General features: G+C 42.7%; 12 protein-coding genes. 9 read left to right on the top strand and 3 right to left on the bottom strand.

What is annotated here, in order from left to right:
* Nucleotides 1–18 precede the first annotated feature (18 nt).
* The 8 genes from rpsA to FHS10_RS07115 all read left to right on the top strand — a co-directional run bounded on the left by rpsA (nt 19) and on the right by FHS10_RS07115 (nt 6,733).
* A complete protein-coding gene (rpsA, locus tag FHS10_RS07150; protein WP_259089184.1) occupies nt 19–1,998 on the top strand; it encodes a 30S ribosomal protein S1 in 1,980 nt (659 codons plus the stop codon).
* Between the two features lie 71 nt (nt 1,999–2,069).
* Nucleotides 2,070–2,465: an ACT domain-containing protein gene (locus FHS10_RS07145; RefSeq protein ID WP_259089013.1), complete on the top strand. Its 396-nt coding sequence runs from the start codon at nt 2,070–2,072 to the stop codon at nt 2,463–2,465.
* A gap of 264 nt (nt 2,466–2,729) precedes the next feature.
* A complete protein-coding gene (gene pyrR / locus FHS10_RS07140; protein WP_259089011.1) occupies nt 2,730–3,275 on the top strand; it encodes a bifunctional pyr operon transcriptional regulator/uracil phosphoribosyltransferase PyrR in 546 nt (181 codons plus the stop codon).
* Nucleotides 3,276–3,340: 65 nt separating this feature from the next.
* Nucleotides 3,341–3,550 carry a four helix bundle protein gene (locus FHS10_RS07135; RefSeq protein WP_259089010.1) on the top strand — a complete coding sequence of 70 codons (210 nt, stop codon included), beginning with the start codon at nt 3,341–3,343 and terminating at the stop codon, nt 3,548–3,550.
* Between the two features lie 30 nt (nt 3,551–3,580).
* A complete protein-coding gene (locus FHS10_RS07130; protein WP_259089007.1) occupies nt 3,581–3,721 on the top strand; it encodes a hypothetical protein in 141 nt (46 codons plus the stop codon).
* Between the two features lie 83 nt (nt 3,722–3,804).
* Complete coding sequence (locus FHS10_RS07125) at nt 3,805–4,731, top strand: aspartate carbamoyltransferase catalytic subunit (RefSeq protein ID WP_090467170.1); 927 nt, start codon at nt 3,805–3,807, stop codon at nt 4,729–4,731.
* 4 nt (nt 4,732–4,735) lie between these two features.
* Nucleotides 4,736–5,290 (top strand): hypothetical protein, encoded by a 555-nt coding sequence (locus tag FHS10_RS07120; protein ID WP_259089001.1) that lies wholly within the window; start codon nt 4,736–4,738, stop codon nt 5,288–5,290.
* Between the two features lie 15 nt (nt 5,291–5,305).
* A complete protein-coding gene (locus FHS10_RS07115; RefSeq protein ID WP_259088999.1) occupies nt 5,306–6,733 on the top strand; it encodes a serine hydrolase domain-containing protein in 1,428 nt (475 codons plus the stop codon).
* A gap of 263 nt (nt 6,734–6,996) precedes the next feature.
* Here the strand turns inward: FHS10_RS07115 and FHS10_RS07110 are convergent, their stop codons facing one another.
* From FHS10_RS07110 to FHS10_RS07100, 3 genes are read right to left on the bottom strand one after another with little or no spacing between them, the layout of a single operon-like run.
* A complete protein-coding gene (locus tag FHS10_RS07110) occupies nt 6,997–8,127 on the bottom strand; it encodes an efflux RND transporter periplasmic adaptor subunit (RefSeq protein ID WP_259088997.1) in 1,131 nt (376 codons plus the stop codon).
* Nucleotides 8,114–11,365, bottom strand: coding sequence for an efflux RND transporter permease subunit (locus FHS10_RS07105; RefSeq protein ID WP_259088995.1), 3,252 nt, complete (start codon nt 11,363–11,365; stop codon nt 8,114–8,116). The genes FHS10_RS07110 and FHS10_RS07105 overlap by 14 nt, the downstream gene beginning before the upstream one ends.
* 21 nt (nt 11,366–11,386) lie before the next feature.
* Complete coding sequence (locus FHS10_RS07100; protein ID WP_259088994.1) at nt 11,387–12,787, bottom strand: TolC family protein; 1,401 nt, start codon at nt 12,785–12,787, stop codon at nt 11,387–11,389.
* Between the two features lie 91 nt (nt 12,788–12,878).
* Between FHS10_RS07100 and FHS10_RS07095 the strand changes: the two genes are divergently transcribed.
* Nucleotides 12,879–13,829, top strand: a complete 951-nt coding sequence (locus FHS10_RS07095) for a LysR family transcriptional regulator (protein ID WP_259088991.1) — start codon at nt 12,879–12,881, stop codon at nt 13,827–13,829.
* The last annotated feature ends 112 nt before the right edge of the window (nt 13,830–13,941 follow it).

Here is a 13,941-nt window from a genome sequence, read left to right as displayed (position 1 = left end):
AAGGAGATAAATTATTTAATGGCAAAAAAACAAGAAGCAGAAAAAGAATTAAAAGCGAAAGAAGCTGAACTGGGTACAGTTACCGCATCTGGCGAAAAAGAAACTATTGAATCAGAAGCTGATTCAATCTCGATCGAAGAGATCAAATCTAAAATTGCAGCTACACCGAGTGCAGATTTTGACTGGGATGCAGATGACAAAAAATTTGGTAACTACAGCGATAGCGACCGTGAGAAATTCGAAAAATTGTATGATGGAACTTTCAGCTCTATCACCAAAGGCGAAATCATCACTGGTACGGTTGTTAATGTTAACAATAAAGATGTAGTATTAAACGTAGGATTTAAATCAGACGGTTTAGTTTCAGTATCAGAATTCCGTGATACACCAGATCTTAAGATCGGTGACACAGTTGACGTATTTGTAGAATCACAAGAAGATGCTAACGGTCAGTTAGTACTTTCACGTAAACGTGCAAAAACTCAAAAATCATGGGAGCGCATTAATTCAGCACTTGATAATGATGAGATCATCACTGGTTTTGTTAAGAGCAGAACTAAAGGTGGTTTGATTGTAGATATTATGGGCGTTGAAGCCTTCTTACCAGGTTCACAAATCGACATTAAACCTATCAGGGATTACGATGTGTACGTAGGTAAAACAATGGAATTCAAAGTTGTTAAAATTAACCACGAGTTTAAAAACGTAGTGGTATCGCACAAAGTGCTGATTGAAGACGATTTGGAAAACCAAAAAACAGAGATCGTTGCCCGTCTTGAAAAAGGTCAGGTATTGGAAGGTACTGTTAAAAACATTACAGACTTTGGTGTATTTATTGACCTTGGTGGTGTTGATGGTTTATTACACATTACTGATATCTCTTGGGGCCGTATTGAGCATCCACGTGAAATTCTTGCATTGGATCAAAAGATCAACGTTGTTGTTCTTGACTTTGATGACGAGAAAAAACGTATTGCTTTGGGCTTAAAACAATTAACTCCACACCCTTGGCAGTCACTTGACGAGAACATCGTTGTAGGCTCAAAAGTAAAAGGACGTATTGTTACTGTTGCTGATTACGGCGCTTTCCTTGAAATCATCCCTGGTGTTGAAGGTTTGATCCACGTATCAGAAATGTCATGGTCACAAAACTTACGCAACCCTCAGGAATTCCTGAAAGTTAGCGATGAGATTGAAGCACAAGTGTTAACACTTGACCGCGACGAACGCAAAATGAGTTTAGGTGTTAAACAATTAACTCCTGATCCATGGCAAAATGCCGGTGAGAAATATGCTATTGGCACAACTCACGTTGCTACAGTTAAAAACATGACCAACTTTGGTGTGTTTGTTGAACTGGAAGACGGCATCGACGGCTTAATTCACATCAGCGACTTATCATGGTCTAAAAAAGTTAACCACCCTAATGAATTCACTAAAGTTGGTGAAAAATTAAACGTGGTTGTTTTAGAACTTGATATTGATAACCGCAAATTAAGCTTAGGCCACAAACAGCTTGAAGAAAACCCTTGGGATACTTTTGAAACCATCTTCACAATTGATTCAATTCATGAAGGTACTGTGTTGAAAGTAACTGACAAAGGTGCAATCGTAGCTTTACCTTACGGTGTTGAAGGCTTTGCGCCAACCAAACACCTGGTTAAAGAAGACGGCAAAAGCGTTAAAGCTGAAGAAGCTGCTGAATTCAAAATCATTGAATTTAACAAAGAAAACAAACGTATCGTTATTTCACACTCACGTATCTGGGAAGAAGCCCGCGCTGACGCTCGTGTACAGGAATTTGAAAACCGCAAAAAAGAAGCAAAATCTGCAAGCAACGCGGTGAAAAAAGTGAAAGAATCAGTTGAAAAATCAACTTTAGGTGACCTTAGCGTATTAGCTCAGTTAAAAGAGCAAATGGAAGGCGCTGAAAGCAAAGCCCGCAAAGCTGCGCCAGCCCCTGCTGCTAAAAAAGAATCTGAAGGCGAAGAAGCATAAGCTTTTAAACTAAGCAATTCTTAAGCCCTTCCGATCATTCGGAAGGGCTTTTTTTATAACCTTAATTAATCATGACCGGCGAAACCAACCTAAATACCCTTCTCAAAACCATGACCCCTATTTTAAATGAGGGCGATTATGTTTACTGCACCGTATCAGGCGATCAAAGCATCGACATAAAACAAGTCATAGGCACTTTTAAAGAAGAGGAAGCACTAACGGTGATTCTCAAAAAAGAAATTGCCGATACGCTCGGGCTGGAGTATAGCTATATAGCCGCTTGGATCACGCTAACTATTCATTCGTCATTAGAGGCAACCGGGCTTACCGCTGCTTTTGCCGCTGCATTGGCCAAAGAAGAAATTAGCTGCAATGTTGTTGCCGCTTTTTACCATGATCATATTTTTGTAGCGAAGAAGGATGCGGAGCGGGCTATGGCGGCTTTGAGACTGTTGTCTGAGCAGTAATAATATCATCCGATCCGCAAAATCTGAGTTGGAAAACAATCTATAAAATTATGTCATTGCGAGGCACGAAGCAATCGCGAACTATGCAAATCTGCCCTGTAGAGTATGAGATTGCTTCGTGCCTCGCAATGACATATTTGTTATGCATGACGGACAACGAAGTAATAACACCAATCCATTAATCTATTACTACTCGTTTACTTTCAAAACTCATCACTCAAAACTGAAAACTATTTACTATTTTTGCCCAAATCCACCCATACGATGCAAAATCTAACACTGCTCGACGGTCAAAAATTCCAGATTACCATACAACGTTTATGTCGCCAGTTAATTGAAAATCATAACGATTTTTCGGGTTCGGTATTGATTGGTATTCAGCCGCGTGGCATTTATTTGGCCCGCCGTGTTGCCGAAGAACTCCGCAAGATACTTCCCGAAAGTAAAATTATGCAGGGCGACCTGGATATCACTTTTTATCGCGATGACTTCCGCAGGCAGGGATCACCACTGGTGCCTAATCAAACTAAAATTGATTTTATCATCGAAGGCAAAAAAGTGATCATGATGGACGATGTACTGTGGACCGGACGTACTATACGCGCTGCCATGGATGCCATGCAGGCCTTTGGTCGCCCGGAGAAAGTAGAGTTATTGACTTTAGTTGATAGGCGCTATTCAAGGCACATACCTGTATCGGCTGATTACGTGGGGATAGAAGTTGATTCCATCGCGAGCCAAAAAGTAGTGGTAAGCTGGAAAGATACTGATGGAGAAGATAAAATAGTACTTGTATCTGAGGCACAATAAAATAATATCGGATTTCGGATGTTCGATTTCGGAATTAAGGAATTAGAATTTTTTGATTTGCAAACGTGGATAAGGTAGAATTAAAACGGAGGACATTGAGGTTTTCTATTGATATTATTAAGTTTATAGAGCAACTTCCACGAAAACGTTCACTGGATGTACTGTCAAATCAATTGATAAGATGCGCTACGTCCATTGGTGCAAATTACAGATCGGCATGTAGAGGAAAATCGACTGCTGACTTTATAAATAAAATAATAATTGTTGAAGAATAAGCCGACGAATCTATCTACTGGTTAGAGGTAATGGAAGAGTCGGAGCTGGTAGATTCAAACAGTATATCAGCATTAAAGAAAGAAGCTAATGAACTCACAGCAATATTTACCGCGATAGGTAAAACAGCAAAAGAGAGACAACGGCTTAATAAATTAGAAATAAAAAAATAATTCTGAAATCAGAGAATTAGAAATCGGACAATCAAAAATTAAAAATCCGAAATCGAACATCCGAAATCCGAAATCAAAAGATCATGGCAGGACTAAGCACAAGGCATTTATTAGGCATAAAAGATTTAAACCGGGCAGATATTGAATTGATATTTGAAACGGCGGATACCTTTAAATCTGTTTTAAACAGGCCGATAAAAAAGGTGCCATCATTGCGCGATGTAACTATTGCCAATATATTTTTCGAAAACTCCACCCGTACCCGCCTTTCTTTTGAACTGGCAGAAAAACGCCTTTCGGCAGATGTGGTGAATTTCGCGGCTTCATCTTCCTCTGTAAGTAAGGGCGAAACACTCATTGATACCGTAAACAATATCCTGGCCATGAAGGTAGATATGGTAGTTATGCGCCACCCCTACGCAGGCGCTGGTATCTTTTTATCAAAACATGTAAAAGCCCAGATAGTGAACGCCGGCGATGGCGCGCATGAACACCCTACCCAGGCTTTGCTTGATGCTTTTTCTATCCGCGAAAAATATGGCGATGTAGCAGGTAAAAAGGTGGTTATCGTGGGCGACATCCTGCACTCGCGCGTGGCACTCTCCAACATACTTTGCCTTAAACAATTAGGTGCCGAGGTAATGGTTTGCGGACCAACCACACTGATCCCTAAATATATTGGTTCATTAGGTGTAAAGGTTGAGCATAACCTGATCAAGGCACTTAACTGGTGCGATGTGGCTAATATGCTACGCATTCAGCTGGAGCGCCAGGATATTAAATATTTCCCGTCGTTAAGGGAATATACCATGCTGTTCGGACTCAATAAAACCATATTAGATTCGTTAGATAAGGAGATCACGGTAATGCATCCCGGCCCTATTAACCGCGGTGTGGAAATTACCAGTGATGTGGCCGATAGCAAACAATCTATTATATTAGACCAGGTAGAAAACGGTGTGGCCGTACGTATGGCAGTACTGTATTTACTTGCCGGACAAACACCATAAAGAAATGAATAAAACAGCCAGGTACATTAGAGATAACGAGCTCTCGATATTTGTTGTACTTGGTATGATTGTTTTTACGGGCTATCTATTTTTCAATTTCAATCTTAAAATTATTGAAACTGTTGCAGAGATTTCTTCCGGCTTCATCTTTTGGGGAGCAGCTTATTACGGTCGTGACAGGTGGATGATTGAAAAATACCTGGGTAAACATAAAAGCTTAACCCCTGAAGACGTAAGGAATATCTTTTTTGTTAAAAAGTGGGAAAAGATTCGTGAACGAGGTATTTTAAGATATTGCATTACCGATGGTGGTATTATCCTTGGCGCGTATTTGTGGATATTGGTAAGCATCCTGGGCTTATCTACCGTAGTTACCCTTAAAATTATTATGGAAGATCCTTCCAACATGTTCAGCTTTATTGGGTACAGTTATATGATTGGGGGCTTCACGGGCGTTATCACTAACAGGTTAAGATGGACCTACAACGAAAGCAGGTTTATCCGGCTAACCGATCCGCTGAACGAACGCCTTCAACAAAAACACCTGCAGGATTATTAACTTATCCACTGCTCTATGAAAATCAAACATTTTTTAAGCTTATTGATTATCGCGCTCTGCACGGTTTCCTTATCGGCAACAGCCCAAAGTAAACAGCAACGCCGCACAGATTCGGTTTTCGCATTGGTAAAAAGCTATTACAACGATAAACTGGCCGATTCTATTTACAGCCTCACCGGCGACAAGTTCAGGAGCCAACTCAACGCCGACGCGTTCCGCTCGGTTTGCAATCAACAGCTTTTCCCTTTAGGTGATATTAAGGGATCATCATTTGTTAGTTTTTTCAACAACAAGGTTGCTACCTATAAGATCATTTTTGGCACTATTACTTTACAGCTATCTATGAGTATAGATCAGTACGATAAATTAGAAATGTTCCTTTTCCAGCCTTATAAAGAAGCTGTTGCCGATAGGATGGAAAAAGTAGCTACCTCCAATAAAATGAACAGTCCTATGGATATTAAAGTCGATTCGGCGGCGCGTGTATATATTCAAAAGGCAAGCACTGCCGGGCTGAGTATTGGTGTTTTAAAAGATGGTAAGATCTCGTTTTATGCTTATGGCGAAACCGTAAAAGGCAATGGCAAATTACCGGATGCCAATACCGTTTTTGAGATAGGCTCTATCAGTAAAACGTTTACATCAACCATATTAGCTTACTACGTTAACGAGGGCAAAATTAAACTTACCGATCCGATTACTAAGTTTTTGCCCGATTCTGTTAAAACAAACCCGGCGCTAAAGGACATCACCCTGCTTACACTCAGCAATCATACATCCGGCTTAGCCCGCATGCCCGATAACCTCGACCCAAATACCGACGAGCTGAACCCATATAAACTGTACGACAAAAAATTACTTTTCGCGTATCTTAAAACCTGCAAAATTAACAGCGTACCTGGCGAGCAATATGCTTACTCCAATTTAGCTGTTGGCTTATTAGGAACCATCCTAACCCAGGTTGGCGGCAAAACTTATGATGAATTGGTTACCGAGATAATTTGCAAACCGCTTGGCATGAAAAGTACTATGCAACACATAACAGCCGAAATACAGCCCCGTCTAGCCACGGTTTACAATGCCGATGGCAAAGCTACACTCTCGTGGGATTTTGACGCCCTGGCCCCCTGTGGAGCCCTGCATTCATCGGTTAACGACTTATTGCTTTATGTTAAAGTGAATATGAACCCCGCTAACGATAAATTAGGTAAAGCCTTAGCCCTCACACACCAGATCACCTTTAAAAAAGACGCCAAACTTGGCTTGGCCTGGCATATTATCACTATAAACGGTGTGGAATATATTTTTCATAACGGCGGTACCTATGGCAGCAGCTCATTCCTGGCTTTTAACAGGGATAAGAACCTGGCTGTTGTGGTACTATCCAATTGCGGAGAAACGGTTGATAATGTTGGGATTAATATTTTGAAAGGACTGCAGTAAGGATTAAGGTAAGATAGGCTCAAATTACCACTTGCAATATTAAAAAATGTTGTCATTTCGAACAAGGTACGAGGAGAAATCTTATACGACATGCATTAGCCGATAGTCAACGCATAGCAGGAAGTATAAGATTTCTCTCTCGCCCTCATGCGCTTCCCACAGCTGCTCTTTCGAAATGACATTTCTGTTTTACTATCCTCTTTCCAACAAAAAATCCCGTCTGCCTTCGCAGAACGGGATCTCAGAAAAAAACAAAAAGAATATTATTGCTTGGTCTTTACGGTTGCACCGTCCCTTACTTCTTCGCTGGCTACTTTTACCAGTTGATCGCCTGGTTTTATGTCGCCAAATATTTCTGCGTTATCGCCGCTGGTAATTCCCTTTTTAACATCAACCCACTGGGCTTTGTTATTTACCACTTTAATTACAAAAACCTTTTCGGTTGATGTTACTACTGCAGTTTTAGGTACTACAAAAGTGCTATCACCGGCTGGAAGGGGTACATCAACCTCGGCAAACATATGCGGTAATAGTTTTTTACTTTTATTGTACACGTCCATTTCCAGGCGTTCGGCGCGAAGCTTCTCGTCCAAAGCACCGGCCATACGTTTTACTTCGGCGGTAAACTTTTCATTAGGCAAGGCTTTCACCCTAAAACTCACTTCGCTTTTATTGCTCAATGAGCCGGTATAGTTTTCAGGAATCGATACTACCAAACGCATTCTGTTTTGATCCTGTAATGTCAGCAAAGGATCAGAACCTTTACCACCCGGGCCAACATAGGTACCCAGGTTTACATTACGACTGGTAATTACACCATCAAAAGGTGCCCTGATCTCCAGGTAAGCTAAATTAGCCGATACCTCTTTCAGTGCCGATTTTGCAGCTTCTACATTGGCCATATCCGCGTTCTTTTTAGCTTCGGCCTGTTCCAGATCATTTTGTGATATGGTACCTGGTGTTTTGCTGGTGCTTACCAACCTGTCATAAGTGGCTTTGCTGGCAAAATAAACCGCCTCATATTGTTTGATGCGCGATTGCGCACCTGCTAATTGCGAATTGATCTCGGGAGCTTCTAACACCACCAATAACTGGCCGGCATGCACTTCAGAGCCTATATCAACCAACAGCTTTTTTACATAGCTGTTAACCTTCGCGTACAGATCAACCTGCTGGTAAGGGATCAGCTCGCCGGGGATGGTGATGTTGTTGCTTAATTTCCCTTTGGTTACAGGTGTTAGCTCCACGGTAGGCGTTTCTGCCGCCTGCTGGGTTTGCTCTTCTGCCTCTTGTTCTTGTTTTTCCTTATCATCTGAGTGGCACGCACTCAACGAGCTTAAGGTAATGGCTAAAGCGGCAAGGATAAGTATCGGTTTATTTTTAAATTTTTTCATGATGGTGCAAAGGGACATAAAATTTACTTTCTTTATCTTCAGGGTCTAATGAAACAGATTGGGTGGTGGTGTTACCTTGTACCCAGGCAAATACCAGCGGCAATATCAGCAATGCTGCAAAAGTTGAGGCTATCAGCCCACCAATTACCGCGCGACCTAACGGTGATGTTTGATCACCACCTTCGCCTAAGCCGGATGCCATTGGCACCATACCCACAATCATGGCCAAACTGGTCATCAATATAGGGCGTAAACGCAGGGCAACCGCTTCACGGGCCGACTTTAACGCGTCGCCGTTATGCTTACGTAATTCTTCGGCATTGGTTATTAATAATACCGCGTTTGATATGGATACACCTACAGACATGATCATACCCATGTATGATTGCAGGTTCAATGTCGATCCCATAATTTTTACCAGGAACAACGATCCAAACAACACCGCAGGTACGGTAGATAATACCACCAAAGACATTTTGAACGACTGGAAATTTGCGGCCAGCATCAAAAAGATTACCAAAATAGCTACAAACAAGCCTGATTGCAAACTATCCAAAGTATCGGTTAACGTTTGGCTCATACCGTGCAACTCAACCGTTAAACCACGTGGCGGCTTACCTAATGAGTTGATTGCTTTTTGCACATCGGTAGTAGCTGTCCCCAAATCCATTTTGTAAAGATTGGCTGTAACAGATAGCGTTGGTATGGCACCAATGTTATCATTTTCACCATTGGTTATGCCGGTTTTAATATCGGCAACATCACCCAATACCGGGCGGGCCTGGTTGGCCAATACCGGGATCTCTTTAACATCATTGAGGCTGGCCATCTGGTATTCAGGAATTTGCACCTGTACCAGGTAGCTCAGGTTTGATTTTTCATCAATCCAGTTATTTTTTTCGGTAAACCTTGATGATGATGTTGATGCCACCAATGAGCGGGAAATATCGTTTAAGCCTACGCCTAACTGAGCCGCGCGCTGCCTGTCTATATTAATATCGATAGTAGGATAGTTAAATGACTGGCCTATCTGGGCATCGCGCAGGTATTTGATATCTTTCAGTTTATCTAAGATCTTGAAAGCGTATTCCTGGTTTTGCTTTTTGTTTTTGCCCGATAAAGCAATTTCGATAGGCGTTGGTGAACCCTGGCTTAAAATTTTATCGGTAAGCTCAATTGGCTCAAAAGATAATTTGATGCCCGGAATTTGTTTGGCAACTTCATGCCTGATCTTTTCTTTCAAATCATCAAGGTTTACCTTATAATCTTCGGACAAACTTATTTGCATTACAGCCTCCTGCGGACCAGCCATAAACAGGTAAATAGGGTTTGTAGAAAACGAGGAAGGGTGCGAACCTACAAATGTTGATGTAATGGCGATGTGGTTTTTACCAACAATATCGCCAAGGATCTTCTGTGCTTTTATCGCTATTACCTCAGTACGCTCCAAACGGGTACCATCCGGTGCGCGTAAACGAACCTGGAAAGTACCGGAGTTTACCTTTGGCAATACATCACGGCCAATGATATTGAACAGCAGGAACGCCAGAGCAAATGCGCCGATAACATACACGGTTACCAATAATTTGCGCATTGGCAGCATACGGTCCATCAGGCGCATAAAGCTATCCCTGAATTTATCAAAGCGGGTTACTTTACCCTCGCTATGTTCAAGCGCCTTTTTCATGGCCTTTTCTTTTTGCTCCCATGGCTCACCTTCGTCCTCCAAAGCAAAACCATCTGCATGGCTATGATCTTCGTGCTTGTTCACCATGATCCAGTTGGCCATGATAGGTACAAAAGTTTGTGCCAGTAAGTAAGAGATAATCATGGAGAAACCGATAGCCAATGCCAGCGGCAGGAACAACGCGCCCGGGATACCTGTCATGGTAAAGGCCGGTGCAAACACGGCCAGGATACAAAACAGGATCAACAATTTAGGGAAAGCGATTTCCTTACAGGCGTCCCAGATAGCTAATGCCTTGGGTTTGCCCATATCAAAGTGCTGGTGAATATTCTCGATGGTTACCGTCGATTCATCCACCAAAATCCCTATCGCCAGCGAAAGCCCACTCAGCGTCATGATGTTGATGGTTTGATGGAACAGCGATAAAAAGAATACCGCTGATATGATACACGTAGGGATAGTTAATATTACAATTAACGCCCCGCGCCTATCGCCCAAAAACAGCAATACCATTAAACCGGTAAGTACAGCGCCAATGGCACCTTCTTCGGCCAAACTTTTTACCGCGTTAATTACATATATCGATTGATCGAATACAAAGGATAGCTTTACATCATCGGGCAATAAAGCCTGGAACCTTGGCAGCGCCTTCTTCAGGTTTTGAACCACATCCCAGGTTGAGGCCGTGGCCGATTTGGTGATTGGCAGGTAAACCGAACGTTTACCGTTAATTAAAGCGTAACCGTTGGTAATATCCGCGCCATCTTCAATAGTAGCCACATCATGCATAAACACAGTTTGGATACCGTTTTTGTACAATGGAATATCGCCAAAATCTTTGATCTGCTTAATGGTGGTATTTGATGGTGCCAGGTAGTTATAATCACCTATGCGCACGTTACCTGCCGGCGTGTTCTGGTTGTTTTCGCGCAGGGCGGCCACAATCTGATCTGGCGTTAGGTTGTGGGCACGTAAAGCGTTTGGATCAATTTTGATCAATACCGTACGTTGGTTACCACCAAAAGGTGCCGGTGCTACCAGGCCCGGGATTGAAGTAAATGACGACCGCACGTAAACCAGCGCGTAGTCAAGTAATTCGTTATTGGAGCGGGTGGCGCTACTTAGCACCAACTGACCAACCGGTAATGTTGAGGCATCAAACCTCAAAATAAACGGGGGCTGCGATCCCTGCGGGAACGAGGCCTGGGCCCGGTTGGTGTAACTCGTGACTTCGGCCGCTGCCTGGGCCATGTTGGTACCTTCGTAAAAAGTAACTTTTATTAATGTTAAACCCTGGATATTTTTGGTTTCGATACTTTTTACGCCCGAAACGAACAACAGCAAGTTAACATATTGCTTACCAAAATAAGCTTCCATTTGGTTTGGGGTAAAACCTCCGTATGGGTGAGATACATAGATAACCGGCAGGTTTAAGTCAGGAAAAATATCGATCTTGATGGTACGGATCGAATTTATCCCGAAGAAAAACAGCCCGGCTACTATCACCAATATGGTAATTGGTTTTTGGAGCGCCCCTTTTATCATTCCCATTATTTATGTATATATCTTTTATTAAAAATTATTAATGAATAAGCCAAAATCGCCGGTAGCGGCCGATTTAAAGAGCAGGGCCTGCCAAACGTTATTGGATGCGATGTATTTGTCAACCTCGGCACGGTTAAGCGTGTACAGGGCTTGTGTAAAGTCGACAATGTTTGATAAACCGTTTTTATACAGCGCATATTTTTGTATGTAGGCATCGCTGGCCGCTTTAACCTCTACCGGCACTTCCTGGTAATTTTTAAGGGAGTTGCTGATACGGGTTTCTGCAAGCACCTGCTGATTTTGCAGTTGCTGGGCCACCACGTCGTAATCGTTTTTGTATTGCATTGAAGTATACTTTTGCGATTGTACCTGGTAATGCGTACGGAAAATAGTAGTAAAATTCCAAACCATGGCTACGCCAAACAGGTAGTTATAACGGGTTGGATCGGCACCGGCACCGTAGCTGCCACTGTAGCTGCTTTGGTTGGAAGCATAATCGGCATTAAAGCCCGATCCCCTGCCCTGGTATACACCAAATAAGCTAAAGGTTGGTAACGCGAAGGTTTTTAAATACTTTGTCTGCTCATCGCTTACCCCTATCCTGTTCTGGAAATAACGCAGTGTAGGATGATCGGCAGCAGATATCGCGCTTTGCGCAGCAAGGTTTGCCGGTGCTTTGGTAATAAAGGCACTATCCAACACAAACTCCTGTGCCTGAATACCCAGGTAAATAGAAAGCTGGTTGCTTTGATCCTGCACGGTTTGATGCGCGTTGGTTAAAGCGATGCGCGCGTTTGATACTTCGGCATTTGCTAATGACGAATCGACACCAGGGTTTAAGCCGTTCTTAACACGGGCAACAACAACCTTTTGCAGATCCATCGATCGGTTAAGATTATCCTGCTGAGCTTTTTCGAGCTGTTGGGCGGCCAGCAAATTCAGGTAGGTGCTTGCTACCCTGATCTGGTGCTGAAAAGTTTCCTGCGATAAGTCGCTTTGCTCGCGGTTTACAACCTGGGCCTGCACTTTCACTTTTTCTTTAGCCTTGCCAAAGCTGAAAAAGTCCCAGCTTACGTTGCTCAGGTAAAGTGAGCCAAAGGCGGCATTCCAGTTTTGTTTGGTCAATGCGGGACCAGATGAGGCCACTGATAAGCCATGGTAACCATATAATGGTCCATTTTGGCCGTTGGCGGTTCCGTAGTCCTGTTGGGCAGAGATGCTCACATCTGGTAAATATTCTGTTCGTGTTTCTTTTAAGTATGCCTTCGCAGCGTTTAGCTGGTTTGCTTTCGACTTAATGGTACCGTAGTTAGCGAGGGCCATTTGTTCAGCATCTTTAATATTGAGAACCTGTTGCTGAGCCTGAGCTTGAATGACATAAAAAACACCTAAAAACAGAAGTAATCGTTTTGAAGGTATTTGTAACATTGTGGTGTAGTTTGTACACGGCAAATGTAAAAGTATGGCACATATTAGAAAAATGAATTAATTTTGTCATAATCATTAGAAAAACTAATACATGAATATTGCACTCCATCATTTTCGTTTAGTTGATACCATTTCAAAGGAGGGATCGCTTACCAAAGCGGCCGCGACTTTGCACCTTACACAATCGGCATTAAGCCACCAATTGAAAGAATTGGAACGCGAAATGGACATTGAAGTTTTTCATCGCCAGGGTAAAAAACTCCATCTTTCTGAACAAGGTTATCGCTTCCTGAGAAGCGCCGAAAAAATCCTTGCCGAGATCAATTCTTTGGAAGAAGACATCCAGAATTATAAGAACGGTAAGACCGGAAAACTCACCATCAGCATGCAATGCTACACCGCTTACCATTGGTTGCCCGGCATCATCAAATATTACAAAAACCGCTGGCCTGATATCAATATCCACATTTTATCGGATGCAACGCGCCGTCCGCTGGAATATTTGATGCGCGGAGAACTGGATATTGGCATTGTACGTACGCAAATGATCAACACCAAAATCATGTACGAACCGATCTTTGAAGACCACCTTGTGGCGGTGATTTGTAAGGATCATCCACTGGCAAAAAAGAAGGTAATTAATGTATCAGATTTCCAGAATGAGGAACTCATTTTACCATTATATGATCCATCGTACCAGGATACGCCGGTGATAGAAGCGCTCATCCAGGCGCAACAGGTCAGGCCCAAAACGCTGCATCGGATTCACTACACCGATGCCACTATCGAGATGGTGAACGCGGGCCTTGGCATCAGCGTTATGGCCGACTGGATTGTGGAACCATACCTTCGTGGTCGCAATATTGTTACACTTCCATTACATCATACCATTGCTCAACGCACCTGGTATGCCGCCACAATTAAGCAAACGCCCGCCATTCAAAACTTTTTGGAATGTTTAAAAATGCATTTCAACATCAATGGCATGATCAAAGCCAAGCCAGAGGAAGAAGTTTTGCTGGAGATTGCAGGGGTGAGTTAAAAAATCAGAGGGTAATCGGAGAAATACTTAAGATTTCTCTGATTTTTGAAAAGCATTATAGCTTTCAGTGTTTAGAACAGGTAGCCGTTACACGGCATCTTGCCTGTTTGTA

Source organism: Mucilaginibacter dorajii (assembly GCF_024808255.1).
Classification (GTDB): Bacteria; Bacteroidota; Bacteroidia; order Sphingobacteriales; family Sphingobacteriaceae; genus Mucilaginibacter; species Mucilaginibacter dorajii.
Note: the sequence above shows the minus strand (reverse complement) of the source record. Positions and strands in the feature narration are given on the sequence as shown.

Coding starts and splice junctions, on each gene's coding strand:
- FHS10_RS07105 (WP_259088995.1), bottom strand. CDS start 11,365: ATGGGAATGATAAAAGGGGCGCTCCAAAAACCAATTACCATATTGGTG.
- FHS10_RS07130 (WP_259089007.1), top strand. CDS start 3,581: ATGGAAGAGTCGGAGCTGGTAGATTCAAACAGTATATCAGCATTAAAG.
- FHS10_RS07115 (WP_259088999.1), top strand. CDS start 5,306: ATGAAAATCAAACATTTTTTAAGCTTATTGATTATCGCGCTCTGCACG.
- FHS10_RS07095 (WP_259088991.1), top strand. CDS start 12,879: ATGAATATTGCACTCCATCATTTTCGTTTAGTTGATACCATTTCAAAG.
- FHS10_RS07145 (WP_259089013.1), top strand. CDS start 2,070: ATGACCGGCGAAACCAACCTAAATACCCTTCTCAAAACCATGACCCCT.
- pyrR (WP_259089011.1), top strand. CDS start 2,730: ATGCAAAATCTAACACTGCTCGACGGTCAAAAATTCCAGATTACCATA.
- FHS10_RS07120 (WP_259089001.1), top strand. CDS start 4,736: ATGAATAAAACAGCCAGGTACATTAGAGATAACGAGCTCTCGATATTT.
- FHS10_RS07110 (WP_259088997.1), bottom strand. CDS start 8,127: ATGAAAAAATTTAAAAATAAACCGATACTTATCCTTGCCGCTTTAGCC.
- FHS10_RS07100 (WP_259088994.1), bottom strand. CDS start 12,787: ATGTTACAAATACCTTCAAAACGATTACTTCTGTTTTTAGGTGTTTTT.
- rpsA (WP_259089184.1), top strand. CDS start 19: ATGGCAAAAAAACAAGAAGCAGAAAAAGAATTAAAAGCGAAAGAAGCT.
- FHS10_RS07125 (WP_090467170.1), top strand. CDS start 3,805: ATGGCAGGACTAAGCACAAGGCATTTATTAGGCATAAAAGATTTAAAC.